General features: G+C 56.9%; 15 protein-coding genes and 1 other RNA gene. 2 read left to right on the top strand and 14 right to left on the bottom strand.

The features are described 5' to 3' along the window. Positions 1–3 precede the first annotated feature (3 nt). The 14 genes from ftsW to N8E88_RS23870 all read right to left on the bottom strand — a co-directional run bounded on the left by ftsW (position 4) and on the right by N8E88_RS23870 (position 14,183). Complete coding sequence (gene ftsW, locus N8E88_RS23935; RefSeq protein WP_262292767.1) at positions 4–1,161, bottom strand: putative lipid II flippase FtsW; 1,158 nt, start codon at positions 1,159–1,161, stop codon at positions 4–6. Continuing rightward, the gene (murD, locus tag N8E88_RS23930; RefSeq protein ID WP_262292766.1) at positions 1,154–2,560 is read right to left on the bottom strand and encodes a UDP-N-acetylmuramoyl-L-alanine--D-glutamate ligase; all 1,407 of its coding nucleotides are present in this window, start codon (positions 2,558–2,560) and stop codon (positions 1,154–1,156) included. The genes ftsW and murD overlap by 8 nt, the downstream gene beginning before the upstream one ends. Positions 2,561–2,568: 8 nt before the next feature. After that, complete coding sequence (mraY, locus tag N8E88_RS23925; protein WP_262292765.1) at positions 2,569–3,651, bottom strand: phospho-N-acetylmuramoyl-pentapeptide-transferase; 1,083 nt, start codon at positions 3,649–3,651, stop codon at positions 2,569–2,571. Positions 3,652–3,675: 24 nt separating this feature from the next. Beyond that, complete coding sequence (locus N8E88_RS23920) at positions 3,676–5,109, bottom strand: UDP-N-acetylmuramoylalanyl-D-glutamyl-2,6-diaminopimelate--D-alanyl-D-alanine ligase (protein WP_262292764.1); 1,434 nt, start codon at positions 5,107–5,109, stop codon at positions 3,676–3,678. After that, positions 5,106–6,575 carry a UDP-N-acetylmuramoyl-L-alanyl-D-glutamate--2,6-diaminopimelate ligase gene (locus N8E88_RS23915; RefSeq protein WP_262292763.1) on the bottom strand — a complete coding sequence of 490 codons (1,470 nt, stop codon included), beginning with the start codon at positions 6,573–6,575 and terminating at the stop codon, positions 5,106–5,108. Before N8E88_RS23915 ends, N8E88_RS23920 begins: the two co-directional genes overlap by 4 nt. A gap of 67 nt (positions 6,576–6,642) precedes the next feature. Continuing rightward, positions 6,643–8,382 carry a peptidoglycan D,D-transpeptidase FtsI family protein gene (locus N8E88_RS23910; protein WP_262292762.1) on the bottom strand — a complete coding sequence of 580 codons (1,740 nt, stop codon included), beginning with the start codon at positions 8,380–8,382 and terminating at the stop codon, positions 6,643–6,645. After that, positions 8,382–8,840 carry a cell division protein FtsL gene (locus tag N8E88_RS23905; RefSeq protein WP_262292761.1) on the bottom strand — a complete coding sequence of 153 codons (459 nt, stop codon included), beginning with the start codon at positions 8,838–8,840 and terminating at the stop codon, positions 8,382–8,384. Before N8E88_RS23905 ends, N8E88_RS23910 begins: the two co-directional genes overlap by 1 nt. 3 nt (positions 8,841–8,843) lie before the next feature. Further along, positions 8,844–9,851 (bottom strand): 16S rRNA (cytosine(1402)-N(4))-methyltransferase RsmH, encoded by a 1,008-nt coding sequence (rsmH, locus tag N8E88_RS23900; RefSeq protein ID WP_262292760.1) that lies wholly within the window; start codon positions 9,849–9,851, stop codon positions 8,844–8,846. Then, complete coding sequence (gene mraZ, locus N8E88_RS23895) at positions 9,851–10,309, bottom strand: division/cell wall cluster transcriptional repressor MraZ (protein ID WP_262292759.1); 459 nt, start codon at positions 10,307–10,309, stop codon at positions 9,851–9,853. Before mraZ ends, rsmH begins: the two co-directional genes overlap by 1 nt. Positions 10,310–10,696: 387 nt before the next feature. Further along, positions 10,697–11,130: RNase P RNA component class A (gene rnpB / locus N8E88_RS23890), an RNA gene on the bottom strand. A 92-nt stretch (positions 11,131–11,222) separates the two neighbouring features. Beyond that, complete coding sequence (locus tag N8E88_RS23885) at positions 11,223–11,972, bottom strand: lytic transglycosylase domain-containing protein (protein ID WP_262292758.1); 750 nt, start codon at positions 11,970–11,972, stop codon at positions 11,223–11,225. Positions 11,973–12,186: 214 nt separating this feature from the next. Next, on the bottom strand, positions 12,187–12,951 hold the full coding sequence (locus N8E88_RS23880) for a peptidoglycan recognition protein family protein (RefSeq protein WP_262292757.1): 765 nt from the start codon (positions 12,949–12,951) through the stop codon (positions 12,187–12,189). Beyond that, the gene (locus N8E88_RS23875) at positions 12,938–13,657 is read right to left on the bottom strand and encodes a J domain-containing protein (protein ID WP_262292756.1); all 720 of its coding nucleotides are present in this window, start codon (positions 13,655–13,657) and stop codon (positions 12,938–12,940) included. Before N8E88_RS23875 ends, N8E88_RS23880 begins: the two co-directional genes overlap by 14 nt. A gap of 148 nt (positions 13,658–13,805) precedes the next feature. Next, a complete protein-coding gene (locus tag N8E88_RS23870) occupies positions 13,806–14,183 on the bottom strand; it encodes a hypothetical protein (protein ID WP_262292755.1) in 378 nt (125 codons plus the stop codon). Between the two features lie 239 nt (positions 14,184–14,422). Here N8E88_RS23870 and N8E88_RS23865 point away from each other — a divergent pair, with 239 nt between their 5' ends. Further along, on the top strand, positions 14,423–18,058 hold the full coding sequence (locus N8E88_RS23865; protein ID WP_262292754.1) for a hydantoinase B/oxoprolinase family protein: 3,636 nt from the start codon (positions 14,423–14,425) through the stop codon (positions 18,056–18,058). A gap of 2 nt (positions 18,059–18,060) precedes the next feature. Then, positions 18,061–18,573 carry a GNAT family N-acetyltransferase gene (locus tag N8E88_RS23860; RefSeq protein ID WP_262292753.1) on the top strand — a complete coding sequence of 171 codons (513 nt, stop codon included), beginning with the start codon at positions 18,061–18,063 and terminating at the stop codon, positions 18,571–18,573. The last annotated feature ends 116 nt before the right edge of the window (positions 18,574–18,689 follow it).

Here is an 18,689-nt window from a genome sequence, read left to right as displayed (position 1 = left end):
CGATCAGGTGCTACCTGCCATCAGATGCATTTTCGAGTTTGCCAAAGTCGCAGAACGCCGTGCCTCGGGGCGGCGGCGTGTAAGCGCAAGCAGAAGTCCCGTCGAAATTGCAACCGCGATAAGCGATGAACCACCATAGGAGATGAACGGCAGCGTCATGCCCTTTGCGGGCATCAGGTGCAGGTTGACCGACATATTGATGATCGACTGGAACCCGAACAGGATCACCAGACCCGATACAGCAAGTCGGGTGAAATCATCGCGTTCTTTAAGCGCGATCGACAAACCACGGATAACGATGAACGCAAAGATCAGCACGATCAACAGGCAGAGCGCAATGCCATATTCTTCAGCGGTCACCGAGAATATAAAGTCGGTGTGGCTGTCGGGAATGATGCGCTTGATGGTGCCCTCGCCCGGACCCTGACCGAGCCAGCCACCCCGGACAATCGCCTCACGCCCCGCGTCTACCTGGAAAGTATCGCCCTCGCCGGTGAGGAACCGGTCGATACGGCCGGCAACGTGCGGAAAGACCGTGTAGGCACCGAAGAATCCGCCAACTGCCAAAACACCCAAGAGGATGATCCAGAACCACGGAACACCTGCCATGAAGAACATCGCGCCCCAGGTAACGGCTGTCAGAATGGTTTGGCCAAGATCGGGCTGTGCAACCAGCAATGCTGCAACCACTACAAACAACACCATGGCGAAGAAGTTGCCGGGAATATCCTTGCGGCGCTCGTTTTCTGCAAACAACCACGCACAGATGATGACGAAGGCCGGCTTCATGAATTCGGATGGCTGAATGGATATACCGGCAAGCGAGACCCAACGCCGGGCACCCTTGACCTCGATACCGAAAAACAGGGCGCCAACCATCGCCACGAGGGAAATACCGAGCATGATCATGGCAAAGCGCCGGATTGTTTTTGGCGCCATGAAGGAGACTGCGAACATCACCATGACAGCTGGCACCATGAAGAGTGCCTGCCGCTTGACGAAGTGAAAGCTGTCGAGGCCGATGCGCTCGGCTACCGCGGGGCTCGCGGCGAAGGATAGCAGAATGCCAAGCCCCATCAGCGCCAGACAGGCGGCCAGGAGAAATCGATCGATTGTCCACCACCAATCGGCAACGGGACCACGGTCAACACGACTAACCATTATGAGCACCTCCGATTGGCGATACGCCTTCAAGCGCGAACACGGCGGAGCGGAATGCGTCGCCGCGTTTTTCAAAGTTCTGAAATTGGTCGAAACTGGCACAGGCCGGCGACAGCAGCACCACGGGTTCACCGGAATCGTCCTTGGCTGCATCGCGCGCGGCATGATCCACAGCTGCGCCGATTGTGCCGGATATCTCGAATGGTGCGGCGTCGCCCAGTGTTGCCGCAAATTGCGGCGCCGCCTCGCCGATCAGATAAGCCTTGGCAATGCGCGGGAACAAACCGGATAGCGAAGTGATGCCGCCTTCTTTGGGCAAGCCTCCGGCGATCCAGTAAATACGCTGAAACGATGACAACGCGGGTGCAGCTGCTTCCGCGTTTGTTGCCTTGGAATCATTGACGAACAAGGTCCTGCCGAGCCGCGCGACCTGTTCCATGCGGTGAGCGAGACCTGGAAACGTCTTCAGCCCCGCATTGATTTCTTCAGTCGAGAGGCCGACAGCACGGCAAGCCGCGAAGGCAGCAAGCGCATTTTGCGCATTATGTTTGCCGCGCAGCGACCCTATACCCGCGAGCGAAGCAACGACTGTTTCATCGCCCTTTCTGGCAAAGATCAGTTCGGGACCGTTGACAAAATACCCATCGCGAAGGGCCAAGCGTTTTGAAATGCGAATGACGGATTTGCCTGTCCGCTCCAGCCGGGCGGCGATTGCCGCCGAAAAGCTGTCATCCACGCCGACGATTGCGGTTTCGCTACCGGCGACCAGACGTTCCTTGATCTCGGTATAATGTTGCATCGTGCCATGGCGGTCGAGGTGATCCGGCGTCAGATTGAGCAGAACACCTGCAGTCGGGTTGAGTGAAGGCGCAAGATCGATCTGATAGGAAGAGCACTCGACGACATAAGAACGTGCATCTGCCGGCGGCTCCAGGGTCATGACTGCCGTGCCGATATTGCCGCCAAGCTGCATATCACGACCCGAACTCTTGATAATGTGAGCGATCAGCGCAGTTGTGGTCGATTTGCCGTTGGTACCTGTAATAGCAATGAAAGGGCTGTGTTTGTGAGCCAGGTTGCGTTCGCGCACGAAAAGCTCGATATCGCCGATGATCTCGACGTCTGCCGCCCTTGCAAGATCCACCGTCCAGTGTGGTCGCGGGTGAGTGAGCGGCACGCCGGGTGACAACACGAATGAGGAGAACTGCTTCCAATCGACCTGACGGAGATCAGCTGTCTCTATTCCCGCGCTTTGTGCACGCGCCACACTCTCCGGATTATCGTCCCACGCAATGATCTTGGCTCCGCCCGCGATAATCGCCTTCGCCGTCGCAATGCCCGAACCGCCGAGCCCGAAAAGCGCGACGGTCTTGTCCTTCATGGAGTGGGCAGCGATCATGCAGGGACCTATCTCAGTTTAAGCGTGGAAAGGCCGATCAGAGCGAGGATCACGGCAATGATCCAGAAGCGGATCACGACCTGGCTCTCCGTCCAGCCTTTCTTTTCGAAATGGTGGTGAATAGGCGCCATCAGGAAGACACGCTTTCCCGTCATCTTGAACGATGCCACCTGGATGATCACCGACATTGCCTCCATGACGAACACGCCGCCGATGATGGCGAGGACGATCTCATGCTTTGTGGCAACGGCAACTGCACCGATGAGGCCGCCGAGTGCGAGCGAGCCGGTGTCGCCCATGAAAATAGCGGCGGGGGGCGCATTGAACCAAAGAAAACCCAGTCCCGCACCGATGACCGATCCGAGCACAACGGCCAGTTCACCCGTGCCCGGGGTAAAGTGGATCTGCAGATAATCGGCAAAAATCGCGTTACCTGCGAGGTAGGCGATGACGCCGAACGAAGCAGCCGCGATCATCACAGGAACTGTCGCCAGACCATCCAGACCGTCGGTGAAATTCACCGCATTGCCTGCGCCGACCATGACGAAGGCAGCAAATGGAATGAAGAATATGCCGAGATTGAGGATGAGTTCCTTGGCAAACGGGAATGTCAGCGAGGACGAGAATGGCTCCTGCCCTGCCCGCATGATGGCAACGCCGGCTATGGCAGCAACAAGGAATTCGATGCCGAGGCGTGCACGCGCCGAAAAGCCCTTGAACGACTGTTTGCTGACCTTGAGATAGTCATCGTAAAAGCCGATCGCCCCGAAGAACAATGCGACAAGAAGAACAATCCAGACATAGACGTTCGACCAATTTGCCCACAGCAGCGAAGAAAGGACAATGCCGGTCATGATCATCAGACCGCCCATCGTCGGCGTTCCGGCCTTCTTGAAATGGGTCTGCGGACCATCGGCGCGGATCGGCTGGCCGCGTCCCTGCCGGATCCGCAGCGAGTCGATGATGCGCGGGCCAAACAGGAAAACAATCAGCGCTGATGTGATCAGTGCTCCGCCGGTCCTGAACGTGATATAGCGGAACACGTTTAGAAACTGGATATGTTCCGCCAGACCGGCGAGGTAGTACAACATGTGTCAATTCCCCATACACGCAGGCTATTCGGCAGGACCGAGCGGCTCTACGGTGTTGTATTTCTGCAGAAGCGTTTTCACGATCTGCGCGAAGCCGGTCCCCTTGGATGACTTGACCATAATCACGTCACCGGCTCTGATGGCGTTCAGCAATTGCGGTTGCAATTCGTCTACGGTCTGCCTGTATTCGGCATGAAATTCAACCGGCATGGCCGATTTCAGCGCTGCCATCTCCGGTCCGCCGAGAAAAATCATGTTGATTGGATTGGCCAGGATCACCGAAGACAACTCGGCGTGCAGCTTCGGTGCCTGCTTGCCGAGTTCCAGCATGTCCCCAAGAACCGCAATGCGACGGCCCTTTCCCTGCGGCGTTGCGGCCGCCAAAAGCTCGATTGCCGCGCGCATCGATGCAGGATTGGCGTTGTAGCTTTCGTCGATCAAGGTGAACGTTCCATTGGCGATCTCAAGGAGATGGCGCGCCCCGCGTCCGCTCTCCGGCCGCAAGGATGCAAGCGCCAGCGTTACCTTGGTCATATCCGCCCCCGTCAGGTGCGCGGCGCCAAGGACTGCAAGTACGTTCTGGACGAAATGCCTGCCGGGAGCACCGATTTTGACGACCGCTTCCTCGCCGGCAAGACGCGCCGTCAAACAAGAACATTCGTCGTGGAGTTTAAGCTTCATCAGGCGGTAGTCGGCACGCGCATTCTCTCCAAAACTCTTGATGTGCTCGACACCCGCATCGTGCGCCAGCTTTTCCAAAAGTTTGAAGTGCTTGTCATCACGGTTGAGCAACGCATAGCCACCCGGCACTAGTCCTTCAAAGATTTCCGCCTTGGCGATGGCGATTTCCTGCAGATTCTTGAAGTGCCCGAGATGTGCAGCAGCAATCAAGGTAATCAACGCGACGTGCGGACGCACCATTTTGACGAGCGGGCGTATTTCGTCGGCATGGTTCATGCCGATTTCAAAAATGCCATAATCAGTGTCCGCCGGCATGCGTGCGAGCGTGAGCGGCACGCCCCAGTGATTGTTGAAGGATGCGACGGAAGCATGCACTTTTCCGGCCTGTGCAAGAACATGCCGCAGTGCTTCCTTGGTGGTTGTCTTGCCGACCGATCCGGTGACGGCAACGATCTGCGCATGCGAGCGTTCCCGTGATGCAATGCCCAGCCGGGTCAACGCTGCCAGCACATCGTCAACGACGATCATCGGCGCTTTTAGTTTTCCGAGCGCCGGCAGTTTTGCTTCTGCGACCACGAGGAGTGCAGCGCCAGCTGCTACGGCAGCCGTTGCATAGTCATGGCCGTCGAGCGCATCACCCTTGATGGCAAAGAATACTTCACCGGTCTGCAAGGTGCGCGTATCGATGGAAATTCCGGTAATCCCTTCGGGCAATTTGCCGACGGGCCTTCCATTCATCGCTTCGACCATCGCATCGGAAGTCCAGAGCAGGCTCATGCGCCCTTCTCCCGCGCCAGCCGGTCCTTGAGCGCCTGGGCGACCTCGACGTGGTCGGAAAACGGGAGCACAACGTCGCCAATGGTCTGTCCTTCTTCGTGCCCCTTACCCGCAATGATCAGCGTATCGCCAGTCTTCATCATGGCGACGGCCTCCTGGATCGCCGCACGGCGGTCTGCGATTTCGCGGGCACCGGTAGCGGCAGCGAGAATTTCGGCGCGGATGGTCGCAGGAACTTCAGAACGCGGATTGTCATCGGTCACAATGACAACATCAGCAAGGCGCGTTGCGATTTCGCCCATCATCGGGCGCTTGCCCTTGTCGCGATCGCCGCCGCAACCGAAAACCACGATAACACGACCCGTCGTGAACGGCCGAACTGACGTCAGCACATTTTCGAGTGCGTCGGGCTTATGGGCATAATCGACATACGCAGGAGCGCCATCTTCCGTCGCGCCAACAAGATCGAGCCGTCCCGGCGCACCCTTCAACCGCTCAAGCCCGCGCATGGCCGCTGCGGCAGGTACACCTGAGGCCATCGCAAGGCCTGCTGCGACCAGACCATTGGCCACCTGGAAATCACCAGCGAGCGGTAGTGTGATCTCAAAGATCTCACCGGCGATGTGCACTTCAACGTGCTGGCGGAACCGCTCGTGCTCGACCCGCTTCAGCGTGATGAAATCACCCTTCCGCCCAACGGTCAAAACCGTACAACCGGCCTGCTCTGCTGCGGCGATAGTGGGCTTTGAGAACGGATCGTCTGCAAAGATGATTGCCGGTGCGCCCTTGGGCAGAAGCTCGGTGAACAGCCGCAGCTTTGCTGCATGATATTCCTCGACTGTCGCGTGATAATCCATGTGATCGTGGCCGAGATTGGTGAAAGCGCCGGCGAAAAGCCTGACGCCGTCGAGCCGGCGCTGGTCGAGGCCATGGGAGGAGGCCTCCATCGCCGCGTGGGTTACCCCCTCTTCCACCAATTCGCGCAGCAATCTGTGCAGTTCGACCGGATCCGGTGTCGTCAACGAACCATAATCATCGCGCTTCGGTGAGACGACGCCAGTTGTTCCGATGCTTGCCGAAGCAAAGCCCGCCTGCGCCCATATCTGACGCGTAAATGACGCAACGGACGTTTTGCCGCTGGTGCCGGTAATGGCCACCATCACATCCGGCTGCAACTTGTAGAAACTGGCGGCAGCCAGTGCCAATGTCCGGCGTGGGTCATCGACATAAATGATGGGTACGGAGACATTGCCAAGCTTTGCTCCGCGCGACGTCACGATCACGGCTGCGCCGCGCGCCACCGCGTCGGCAGCATAAGCGACGCCATCCGCCTTCGAACCCTTTAATGCGGCAAAGAGAAATCCACGCTCGACCTGACGAGAATCCGACGTCAGGCCACGGATTGTCTTCTCTCCGAGTTCAGAGATAGCCAAGGCTGGTATGCCGTTCAGATCTTTCAGTTTCATGGCCGGACTGGACCCATCTTCTCTTTAAAACCATCGAAAACGCGACGATACGATTCGCGTTCTATCGTTATTGATCAAAATTAACCATCAATGGAGCGGATTCTTGTTCTTCGCGGAAATCAGGCTGAACCCCGAGGAACGATGCCGATCTGCGAATGATATCTGCCACCATTGGTGCTGCGTTGAAACCTGCCGTAGCGCCAACCTTGCCTTCCTCCGCTTTTGGCTCATCGACAATAGTCAGGACTACATATTCTGGCTTGTCGATCGGAAACGCTGCGACAAAGGCGTTGAAGCGTACGTCGCTCGAGTAGCGGCCATTGATCACTTTTTCCGCAGTACCGGTCTTGCCACCAACGCGGTACCCGGGAACCGACGCCCGGTTACCGGAACCACCGGAGCCTTTCTCGGCATTAAGGCGATAAAGATAGCGCATATCCTCGCTGGTCTTTTCGCTTACTACCTGTTTTGCGACCTTGTTTGCCGCTTCGATCGTGCGGGGCAGGAAGGTAGGTTCAATGAGCTTCCCGCCATTCATCAAGGCGGCTGCACCAACAGCCGTCTGCAATGGTGTCGTTGCCATGCCGTGACCGAAGGCAATCGTAATGGAATGCACTTTCTTCCAAACCTTCGGTTCCATTGGCCGCGCGACTTCGGGCAATTCCGTCTGCATTCGATCAAGCAGGCCCATGCGATGGAGGAATGCACGGTGTCCCTCGATACCAACAACGTCCGCCTCCTTGGCCGAGCCGATGTTTGAGGAGTAGATAAAGACTTCCGGCATGGTCAGGATGCGATTTTTCCCATGGAAATCGCGGATCGTCTGTCGGCCGATGGTGATCGGGCGCCTCGCATCGAAGGTACTCTGCAGATTGACCTTGCCGGAATCGAGGGCCATTGCGGTGGTGAAACTCTTGATGGTGGAACCCATCTCGTATGTGCCGGCGGACATGCGATTGAGGTGGTCTTTATCCAGCGCATTGAACGGATTGTTCGGATCGAAATCCGGCGCCGAAGCCATCGCAAGCACTTCGCCGGTACGCACGTTGATCACTACCGCGCCGGCCGCAATCGCCCTGTATTTTTGCATCGCTGTGATGACCACGTCGCGCACGACATGCTGGACACGCAGATCAATCGACAATTTCACCGGCTCAAGGGAGCGACCGTCGGCAAGACCGACATCGCGCAAGTCGGACAGCCCTTGTTCGTCGATGTATTTCTCCATGCCGGCAATACCCTGATTGTCGATATTGACGAGACCAAGGATATGCGAAGCAGTAGGACCACCCGGATAGAAACGGGCTTTCTCCGTGCGGAAGCCAATGCCTGGAATGCCCAGCGCCATGATTTGGCTCTTCTGCTGCGGTGTCAGCCCGCGCTTGAGCCAGGCAAAGCCGGTCCCGCTCTTGAGGCGGCTATAGGTCTGTTCGAAATTAAGATCCGGCAAGACTGTCGAAAGCAATTCGATGGCTTCGTCCGGATCGACGATCTTGCGCGGCTCGGCATAAAGCGAGGCGGTCTTGATATCGGTGGCCAAGACTTCGCCGTTGCGATCGAGAATATCGGGACGCGACGCAAGGACCGCCCCGGTCGGGCCATTATAGCCTGTCGTGTCTTCCTGCATCCCGTAATAAACCAGCCGCCCGCCGATGATCCCGTATATGCCGACGAAACAGGCTATCGCCATAACGACGCGATTGCGGGCGCGATTGCCCGATTTTTTCTTTTTGGCGTCCAGCGCGAAAACAGGCGAGATACCCGTTACCAATTCAGCTTTCTTCTGTTTGATCCAGATCGCAGCCATCAATAGAGCCCCGCTGCCTTTGGCGCCGCAATCGGCACAGTTCGCTTGGGCGGCTTGGGCGCCGCCTTCGGTTTGTTGATGCTGCCGGTCAAAGTTGTGTCTGGTTTGATTTTCGCACCTGCATCCGCCTCGGTGATAATGTTCGCGACGTCATCCAAATCTTGCGAGACGGGTTTCGGCTGCGGTAATTCATCGATGTTGATGATCTGTTGCGCTTCCACCTGCTGCAGATCGAGCTGGCCTTGAAATGTCTCAACCAGCTTTTGAAGACGGTTCGGCTGGGTCAGCAGGCTCCAATCAGCCTTGAGCAGATCGATCGTATCCCGCTCATCTGTTATCATGCGCTGGAGCCGGGTAACCTGCGTCATCTGGTTTTCAGCATCGTGCTTGATCTTGTAGGTCACGGCAGCCGCCAGGATCATCAGCCCGATCAAAATGATGTCGAATGTACGCAGCACGGATCAGCCCCTCGCTGTTTCATGGAACACTGGAAGATTCGGCAAGCCATAGATCGAATGATCTTCGGCCAGCGGCGGATTGTCTGTGCGGATGCCGGCTCTTAGTTTCGCCGAGCGGGCTCGCGGATTGCGAAGAGCCTCTGCCTCGCTCGGTGCCACAATGCCTTTGCCGAGCGGGGTGAAGCTTGCCAGACGCTGTTCGAGTTGCGGCAGATGACGCGAGCCGCCACCAGTCCCCGAGCGGTCGGAAAAGAACCGCTTGACGATACGGTCTTCGAGCGAATGGAACGTGACGACGACGAGCCGCCCGCCAGGTTTCAGGACCCGTTCAGCAGCATGCAGCGCGCGTACGAGTTCGCCCAGTTCATCATTGACGAAAATGCGCAAGGCCTGGAACACCCGCGTCGCCGGATGGATCGGCACTTTCGGGTTTCTGCCGACAAGCGCCTCTATGGCATTGGCAAGGTCGCGCGTGCGGATGAATGGTTCGGTCACTCGGCGCTTGTCGATCATGCGGGCGATGCGCCCGGCCTGACGCTCCTCCCCGAGAAAATTGAAGATACGCGCCAGATCACCGATCTTCAGGCGATTGACGACATCGGCGGCACTCGGACCGGTACTCGACATACGCATGTCGAGCGGGCCATCCTTCTGGAACGAGAAGCCGCGCTCAGCCTCATCGATCTGCATGGACGAAACACCAATGTCGAGAACGATGCCATCGGGGGCGCCAAGCAAAGCGACCTGGTCCAGTGTCGAAAAAGTGCCCTGCACGAGGGTCAATCGCCCGGAATATTCCTTTTCCATGATGCGACCCGCCGCGATAGCCGACGGGTCACGATCGATGGCCATGACGGAAGCGCCTGTTTCAAGGATGCGTTTGGTGTAGCCGCCAGCGCCAAATGTGCCATCGATGATCAGCTGACCCTTTTCCGGCTGGAGCGCAGCAACGACTTCATCGAGCAAGACCGGAATATGACGGCCATCGCCCGCATCTGGCGAAGCCGCCATCAGTTCTTCCTCGCGGTCAGATTTTCCTGACGGCGCTTTTCCGCCAGTCGCTGCCGGACCTTTGCCCGATGCGCCTCGAACCGGTCCGGGTGCCACATCTGAAAATGTGTGTTGGCGCCCGCAAAGGTCACATCCGATGAAATGCCCGTATGCTCGCGCATGAAATCCGTAACTGTTATCCGCCCATCCCCGTCCAGCTTCAGGAAACCGCCATCCGCGTGAAGATAAAACGACATGTCGTCCGCCGTCTCCGCGAAAGGATCGGCGCTGTCCAGATGATTGTCGAAGCGCGTCAGGAGTTCCGGGCCGCCCGCATCGAGCGCAGGCAGATGCAGAGAACGGAGCGCGTAGAGTTCTGTGTGGCCGGCCGCCTGGATGATCGAACGAAAGTGCGCGGGAACGGACACCCGCCCCTTCGCATCGATCCTGTTCGTCACATGTCCGAGGAACCGGTTCAAAACGCAACTCCGCCGTTTCCGCCCCCTGGGCTTCCATCATCTCTACCTCTGTCTCGCCCTCCGATCGCTTCGAAGCGCGAGCCCCACCAATAGATGTCCAAGCACCGGCAATCTGAGCCGAACGCCAGCCTTGGCATGCCAAATCGTATTTCGGGAAACACCGTGTCGACTGAACGCTACTGATGAAATCAATCGATATCATGGGGCACTATGGGCGTCAATGGGATTACAAGACACAGAGTGGGAATGAACCGCAATTCCGGCACACTTCCGGCGATTCTGAATTTATCGCTCATTAAGCTTAATGAAGGGTTAGGACTCTTCGGGAAGTTGTAATTGACAGTGCACGGTGCGACCGCTCGACAGCAGCGAAATCATTGAATTGAAAATGCCAGCTGGCCTGTAAGCCGGGTTCTGTATGGCTGGATTTTCATCCAACGCGGCAGCCATTCATCTTGGACGGATGTTGCCATCCGCCTCCTGCAACCCACCCGGACGACTGACCCGGAAACTGATCGCCGGACTTTCGCCCGGCACGCCGTCCCTATTCGGTTTTGCTCCCGGTGGGGTTTGCCATGCCGCCCCTGTTACCAGTTGCGCGGTGGGCTCTTACCCCACCCTTTCACCCTTACCCCGTCATTCCTTGCGTCCAATACGAGCCGTATGCGGCGCAACGAAAGACGGGGCGGTTTCCTTTCTGTGGCACTTTCCCTGGGGTCACCCCCGCCGGACGTTATCCGGCACCGTGTTTCCATGGAGCCCGGACTTTCCTCACATGCCGCCTTTCGGCGTATGACATGCGCGGCTGCCCGGCCAGCTGGCGATGCGTATAAATGCGTTTCGGAGGAAAAAGGCAAATGAAAAAAGGCCGGAGACTTTCCGGCCTTTGAACTCGGCAGAGGTTTGAGCAGCCTTACATGGAGGCCATTTGCAACTTCACCTTACTGCAATAGTTGGCAGAAATCGGATTCATGCGCGTAGCGCCATGACCGGCATTATAGCGCAGGATAGTGCCGCAGGTCGTGCCGTTACCGAGCTTGTGCGCGCCGGCAAGATACTTCATGCCCCACTGGATATTTGTTTCCGGGTTGTAGAGCGCTTGCCGCGAACCCGTATAGCCAAGGCCACGCGCTGTCTCAAGCTTGATCTGCATCAATCCGATTTCACCGGCGGCGCCGGTCATGTTCGGACGATAATTGCTTTCCACCCTGACAACCGCATTCGCCAGAGCAAAAGGGACACCATAAGACGACGCGTAGGAACTGATAATCGTCGAATAGTTCGACGATCCGATCGCTGAAGGGACACCGCCCGTGGTCATTGTATCGACTCGGTTGATCGTCTGATTGCGAACGACGGTCTTCACCCGCGCTTTGGCGTGAACCACCGGGCGTTTGTGGGTCGAAGCCTTTTTACTCACCCGCTGCGACTTGACTACGCTTTTCTTGACCACTGTCTTTTCTGCGCCGCGTTTGGCATAAGTCTTTGACTGTACTGGCTTCGTAGACTTGTTAACGGCTTTCTGCTTTTCCGCTTCGGCCCGTTTTGCCTTCATGTAGTCGGCGAGGTTTGTCGGCTCTTTTGGAGCGCTGAATGCTGAATTTGTGCCAAAGAAGGCCATCGCCCCAAGGAGGGCGAAAATCATACCAATTTTTTTTGTCATCTTTTTCCGTCTAGAAGCTTGGGCCGCACGAACGTGCACGCCGGGACCGTTCCGTGCCAAAAAACACAAGGGCAATTACCCGGAACATTGGCCAAGGATTTGACGGCGCAATGCAGCCGAATATTGATCGGCCAAATAACTTTGTGTAACCCATTGAAATATATATGCTGCAACGCACAAAGCCTATTGGAAAAAGACTTTTTTGTTCAACAACTTATGACGTGACCGCCGGCAATGCAGAAAGTAGCCTGTGCAGGGTTTCAATGGTCGATACGTCCGCTACTCCATCGACTTTCTCAGGGCGAAAGTGCCGCTGGAAGGCCAAAATGCCCAATTGTGTCGACAAACCGAAGACGCCATCGATAGGCACACCATAACCATAAAGCGCTAGCATTGATTGCAGGGCCTCGACAGGTTGCCCCTCATCGCCAAGCGAAAAAAACCTTCCGCCACGTACCGGCGAAGGGCCGACCCAATGGCCAATGCCCGCGTCGTAAAGCGCTGGCCATGGAAATTTTTCGCCGGGATCGATCTTGCGCGCCGGCGCGATATCCGAATGCGCCAAAACATTTTCCGGCCGGATGTGGTGGCGCGTCACGATACCCTTGCAAAGATCGATCAATGCCTTGATCTGCTGTTCAGGGAAATCCGGAAACCCGAGCAGTGGACCGCCATTGACGATCTCGACTCCGATCGAACAGGAATTGATATCGATCTCGCCTTTCCAGGAACTCTGCCCCGCATGCCAGGCGCGTTCGCTTTCTGGCACCATCTGTACGATGCGGCCATTTTCGTAAACGACGTAGTGAGCGGACACTCCACTTTGCGGATTTGCCAGCCAGCTTTCCGCTGCCTCGCCAGTTTCCATGCCGGTATAATGCAGGATTAGGATGGAGGGACGCTTGCCGTCCTTGCGCGGACCAAAATTTGGCGAGGCATGAACATCAGCCCGCGGGTGGTCAGGCTCAAACGTGCTCATATGCCTTAAGGTCTTTTTCGACTTTATCCCAAGCTGCATTGATGGCGGCTATGCGCCGGTTGGCAATGGCGATGAACTCTTCCGGTACTCCGCGAGCCATTAACTTGTCCGGATGGTTTTCGCGAACGAGGGCACGATACTGCTTGCGTGCGGTTTCAAAATTGACGTCCCGTGGAAGCCCGAGAACGAGATATGGATCCGCCTGACTGCGACCGACATGCCGTGCCAATATGATATCGAATTTCTCCTCATCAATCGCAAATACCTCCGCAACTGTCCCGAGAAAAATCAGTTCCTCATCGTGCAGAGCGCCGTCTGATTTGGCGATGTGGAACAACCCGTCAAGGATGTCTTCCAGCATCTTGCAGTTGGGCTTGCCCGAGCCGCACAGCGAAGCCAATTGCGCGGCGTAAGCTTCGTAGCCCGCCACATCCTGCTTGGCGAGGTTATAAAGGCGTGTGACCTGATCTTGATATTGTGGCGGCACATGGAAAATGTCGTTGAAAGCGTTTATCTCCACCTGCGTCACGACGCCATCGGCCTTCGCCATCTTGGCCGATAGTGCAATCATGGCGATGGAAAATGCTACACGCCGTCGCGTTTCCGGATCGCCTTCGAACGCAGTGCGCACCGCCTCGATGATGCTCGAAAAGGCATCGATCGCTGTGCTGGTAATGAAATCGCTGATGCGGCGCCAAATCGACATATATTCGTTTTATTCAAATTCTTTCGCAATTGCGAGAGCGATCGAGTATCGAAAAACACGTTTTGCCGGGACCGGTTGACGCACGCATTTGCATGCTTGGCAAAGCGGCCAGCGCATGGCTGGCCGCTCCGTTTCATGGAATAGTGTCTTACTGGACGCCGAGCGCGTCCTTGATGGCTTTTTCTGCAGAGTCCGCAGCCGCCTTCACCTGATCCGCGGTCTGACCGGCGGCCGTCGCGGCATCCTCAGCCGCCTTCCGTGCAGTCGCGACGGCAGCCTGCTTTTGCTCAGCCGTCATTGTCGCTGCCTGATCCTTGATCTTCTTCAAGGTCTCTTCCGCGTTCATTGGCGCCGCCGGCGCTTCCGTAGCCGCAGGCGCTGGGGCCGGAGCTGGTGCCGGTGCTGGGGCTGGTGCGGGCTGTTCGGCTTTTGCCGGCGGCTGTTCCGACTTCTGCTCGCTCTCACCGCAACCGGCCAGCGCCAGAAGCGAAGCCGCCGCCAGCGAAACAACAAATTTGTTCTTCATAGTTTCCTCTCCGAAATTACTAGATGGCCCCTCGATCCCACCTTATCGAAAATAAGGCAAAGTTCGATTTTTGTTTTTGCTTTCGGTTAATTCCTGTGTGGATAACCACACATACGCAGAAAATTTAATCCAGATGCTGCAGCCGATTGCGCTTGCTAACCGGGCCTGTTTATTGTGAGGCGGCGGCGCAAGCTCGCCGAAATTTTGCAAATCACTAATTTCGAGATCGGACTAATATTATGAGTGACAAATGGGATTTCTGGATCGATCGTGGCGGTACATTCACCGACGTCATCGCACGCGATCCTGAAGGAGGCCTACGAGCGCACAAGCTTCTTTCGGAAAACCCTGAAGCTTATAAAGACGCAGCAATTCAAGGCATTCGTGAACTCCTCGGCGTCGGCAATGGCAATCCAATCCCCTCTCAGCGGATTGGCGAGGTCAAGATGGGAACGACCGTCGCCACCAATGCGCTCCTCGAGCGCAAGGGTGACAGGACGGCCCTCATAATCACGAAAGGATTTCGTGACGCCTTGAAGATCGCGTATCAGGCCCGGCCAGACATCTTCGCCAAGGAAATCATTCTCCCAGAACAGCTCTATGAGTGGGTGATCGAAATCGACGAGCGCGTCCGTACAGACGGGACGGTGGAAATCCTTCCTGACACCGAGCAAATCCGCGCCGCATTAACCGATATCAAGCAGGCGGGCATCGATGCAGTTGCGATTGTCTTCATGCACGCCTGGAACTATCCAGCGCATGAACGGACAGCAGCCAAAATTGCGCGCGAAATGGGCTTCGGCCAAGTCTCCGTCAGCCATGAGGTCTCGCCGCTGGCCAAGCTCGTTGGCCGCGGTGACACAACGGTGGTCGATGCCTATCTCTCGCCCATCCTGCGGCGCTACGTCGAGCATGTTGCGCGCGAGCTTGGCATAGAGGGCAAGTCCGATGACGGGCCTCGCCTTTCCTTCATGATGTCCTCCGGCGGTTTGACCGCGGCAGATTTGTTTCAAGGCAAGGATGCGATCCTCTCCGGCCCGGCAGGCGGAGTCGTCGGCATGGTCGAGACAGCAAAGCTCGCCGGTTTCGACAAGGTGATCGGATTCGACATGGGAGGCACCTCGACAGATGTCGCGCACTACGAAGGGGACTACGAGCGTGCTTTCGACACCGAAGTCGCGGGCGTTCGCATACGCGCGCCAATGATGCGCATTCATACGGTGGCAGCGGGCGGCGGATCGATCCTGCACTATGGCGCCGGCCGGTTTCAGGCGGGTCCCGATTCTGCCGGCGCCAATCCTGGCCCAGCCTGCTACCGCCGCGGTGGCCCGTTGGCCGTGACCGATGCCAATGTCATGCTCGGCAAACTGCAGCCCGAATACTTCCCGGCGATTTTCGGCCCGGGGCAGAATGAGCGGCTCGGCCGCGAGGTGGTGGTCCAAAAATTCACTACCCTCGCCGCAGAGATCGGTGAAGACAAGACACCGGAGGAGGTTGCCGAAGGTTTCATCACCATCGCGGTCGAAAACATGGCCAACGCGGTGAAAAAGATTTCCGTGCAGCGCGGCTACGACGTCACCCGGTATCTGTTGAATTGCTTCGGTGGCGCAGGAGGCCAGCATGCCTGCCTCGTTGCCGACGCCCTTGGCATGGAAGCTGTGTTGATCCACCCTTTTTCCGGCCTGCTTTCCGCATATGGGATTGGTTTGTCCTCCATATTCGCCTCCCGCCAGCAGGCGTTGGTGAAAGCCTTGTCGCCAAACACATTGAGCGACATACGCCAGCTGTCCGACCGCCTCTCCGAGGTTGTCATCGCGGAAATCATCGAACAAAGCGTGCCCCGTGAACACATCGCGTCCCGCCCGATCCTGCATCTGCGCTATGATGGAACCGACACGACGATCCCTGTCGATTTCAGCGATTACTCGCTCGACAACGCTAGAGCCACATTTGAGACTGCACACAAGGCACAGTTCGGCTTCATCTATGACAACAAGGGTATCGTCGTGGAGGCAGTTGGGGTCGAGGGCTCCGATAGCCGCGGGCACAAGCAGATTGAAACCGAGCAACGCCGGGACAATTCGAAGCCCGCGGCCGGTCAGACCTGCACGGTCTACACGGGAGGAGCCTTCCACGACGCTGTAACTTTCCCGCGCGACAATCTCCGGCCTGGGCACAAGGTCAGTGGTCCGGCGTTGATCATCGAGACGCATCAAACGATCGTCGTGGAACCCGGCTGGCAAGCGGAAATCACCCCGCTCAACCATGTTCTGATGCGCCGGATCGTAAAGAAGACACGCGCTGCTGCGCTTGGCACGCAAGCCGACCCGATCATGCTGGAGGTGTTCAACAATCTCTTCATGTCGATCGCCGAGCAAATGGGCGTGACGCTGCAAAACACCGCTTATTCCGTCAACATCAAGGAGCGGCTGGATTTCTCCTGCGCAGTTTTTGATCGCAATGGCGCGCTCGTCGCCAATGCCCCGCATATGCCGGTCCATCTGGGATCGATGGATCGTTCCGTCGAAACGATCATCAAGTTAAATGAGGGCGACATTCATCCGGGCGATGTTTTCGCGCTCAACGCACCCTATAACGGTGGCACGCATCTTCCCGATATCACGGTAGTTACTCCGGTTTTCGATGACGCCGGCAAGAACATCCTCTTCTATTCGGCGTCGCGTGGTCATCATGCGGATATCGGCGGATCAGCGCCAGGATCGATGACGCCGCTGGCGACGACCGTGGACGAAGAAGGCGTATTGATAGACAATTTCCGTCTCGTTGAACGGGGCCACTTCCGCGAAAAAGAACTGACCGAGCTTTTGACCAACCATCCATGGCCTGTGCGCAATGTTCACCAGAATATTGCCGATCTGAAAGCCCAGATCGCCGCCAATGAGAAGGGGGTGAATGAACTCAGGAAGATGATCACTCAGTTCAGTCTCGATGTGGTCGAGGCCTATATGGGCCACGTTCAGGACAACGCGGCCGAAAGCGTACGCGGCGTTCTCGACCGATTGCCTGAACATTCCGAATGTTCCTATGCGACCGATACGGGTCAGACGATCAAGGTCAAGATCACCGTCGACAAGCGCGAGCGCCGGGCGACTGTCGATTTCACAGGCACGTCGCCAGTGATGAAAAACAATTTCAACGCGCCAGAACCAGTGGCGCGCGCGGCAGTTCTTTATGTCTTCCGCGTCATGGTTGAGGGCGCGATCCCCATGAACGCAGGCTGTTTGCGCCCGATCGACATCATCATTCCCGATGGTTCTATGCTCAAGCCCGCCTATCCGGCAGCGGTCGTGGCCGGCAATGTCGAGACGTCGCAGCATGTTACCAATGCGCTTTTCGGGGCGCTTGGTGCCATGGCAAATTCGCAAGGAACGATGAACAATCTGACCTTTGGCAACGATGAGTATCAATACTACGAGACAATTTGTTCGGGATCTCCCGCCGGGCATTTCAATAATGGGGCCGGCTTTGCCGGAACATCCGGCGTTCACACGCATATGACGAATTCGCGCCTCACTGATCCGGAGATACTCGAAATGCGATTTCCCGTCCTGCTCGAGGACTTTCACGTCCGCGAAAATTCCGGCGGCATCGGGAAATTCCCGGGTGGTGGCGGTACCAAACGCACTATCAGGTTTCTAAGGCAGATGGATTGCTCGATCCTTTCATCACATCGTAATCGTCCCCCGGAGGGTCTCGATGGCGGCGGTGACGGCGAGGTTGGCAAGACCGAAGTACGCCGCAATGATGGAACTATTGAAACATTGAAAGCCTGCGACCAAACTGTGCTTGAGGTGGGTGAAGCCGTCATCGTCACAACGCCAACGCCTGGTGGTTACGGCAAGATCGGAGCCTGACAATGGTGCGCGCCGCCGTTCCCTTCATAAGGATTTTGGACGGTAGCGATGCCGAAACCTTTCACGCGCTGCGCCTGCATGGCTTGCGCAGTGCGCCGGAGGCTTTCGGTTCAAGCTACGAAGAGGAACGCGAACTCGGCATGGAGGACGTCCGCCAACGCCTCGACGACCATCCCAATGCAGTCTTTGGTGCATTCGCCGATGATGTCCTTGTCGGCATCGCCGGATTCGCCATGAACACCAAAAGCAAGCAAAGACACAAGGGACTGCTATGGGGCGTGTTCGTCGACAAGGACTGGCGCGGGCATAGCCTCGGAAAGCGATTGACGGAGGCCGTCATCGATTATGCTCGGGGTCATGTGGATACGCTGCACGCAACCGTAATGGCCACAAACATATCGGCACGTGCGCTTTATCTGGGGCTTGGCTTCACCGTGTTCGGCTTTGAAAAAGATGCCTTGCGCGTCAACGATCAATCCTATGACGATGAACTATTGCGGTTGGACCTGCGATAATACCCGCGGACATTTATCTCCGGAAAGATTTGTCCTGCCCCATCCGGCATCATGTCATATAGCGAGAACGAGCAAACCCAACGGGTTGCCACTACAAGTTGAATCAATTTGATAAT

Origin of the sequence: Phyllobacterium zundukense, from assembly GCF_025452195.1 — a bacterium.
GTDB lineage: Bacteria > Pseudomonadota > Alphaproteobacteria > Rhizobiales > Rhizobiaceae > Phyllobacterium > Phyllobacterium zundukense_A.
Note: the sequence above shows the minus strand (reverse complement) of the source record. Positions and strands in the feature narration are given on the sequence as shown.

What these genes read in the sequence shown, in the direction of transcription:
- ftsW (WP_262292767.1), bottom strand. Translation starts at nt 1,161, where the DNA reads ATGGTTAGTCGTGTTGACCGTGGTCCCGTTGCCGATTGGTGGTGGACA.
- murD (WP_262292766.1), bottom strand. Translation starts at nt 2,560, where the DNA reads ATGATCGCTGCCCACTCCATGAAGGACAAGACCGTCGCGCTTTTCGGG.
- mraY (WP_262292765.1), bottom strand. Translation starts at nt 3,651, where the DNA reads ATGTTGTACTACCTCGCCGGTCTGGCGGAACATATCCAGTTTCTAAAC.
- N8E88_RS23920 (WP_262292764.1), bottom strand. Translation starts at nt 5,109, where the DNA reads ATGAGCCTGCTCTGGACTTCCGATGCGATGGTCGAAGCGATGAATGGA.
- N8E88_RS23915 (WP_262292763.1), bottom strand. Translation starts at nt 6,575, where the DNA reads ATGAAACTGAAAGATCTGAACGGCATACCAGCCTTGGCTATCTCTGAA.
- N8E88_RS23910 (WP_262292762.1), bottom strand. Translation starts at nt 8,382, where the DNA reads ATGGCTGCGATCTGGATCAAACAGAAGAAAGCTGAATTGGTAACGGGT.
- rsmH (WP_262292760.1), bottom strand. Translation starts at nt 9,851, where the DNA reads ATGGCGGCTTCGCCAGATGCGGGCGATGGCCGTCATATTCCGGTCTTG.
- N8E88_RS23885 (WP_262292758.1), bottom strand. Translation starts at nt 11,972, where the DNA reads ATGACAAAAAAAATTGGTATGATTTTCGCCCTCCTTGGGGCGATGGCC.
- N8E88_RS23880 (WP_262292757.1), bottom strand. Translation starts at nt 12,951, where the DNA reads ATGAGCACGTTTGAGCCTGACCACCCGCGGGCTGATGTTCATGCCTCG.
- N8E88_RS23875 (WP_262292756.1), bottom strand. Translation starts at nt 13,657, where the DNA reads ATGTCGATTTGGCGCCGCATCAGCGATTTCATTACCAGCACAGCGATC.
- N8E88_RS23870 (WP_262292755.1), bottom strand. Translation starts at nt 14,183, where the DNA reads ATGAAGAACAAATTTGTTGTTTCGCTGGCGGCGGCTTCGCTTCTGGCG.
- N8E88_RS23865 (WP_262292754.1), top strand. Translation starts at nt 14,423, where the DNA reads ATGAGTGACAAATGGGATTTCTGGATCGATCGTGGCGGTACATTCACC.
- N8E88_RS23860 (WP_262292753.1), top strand. Translation starts at nt 18,061, where the DNA reads ATGGTGCGCGCCGCCGTTCCCTTCATAAGGATTTTGGACGGTAGCGAT.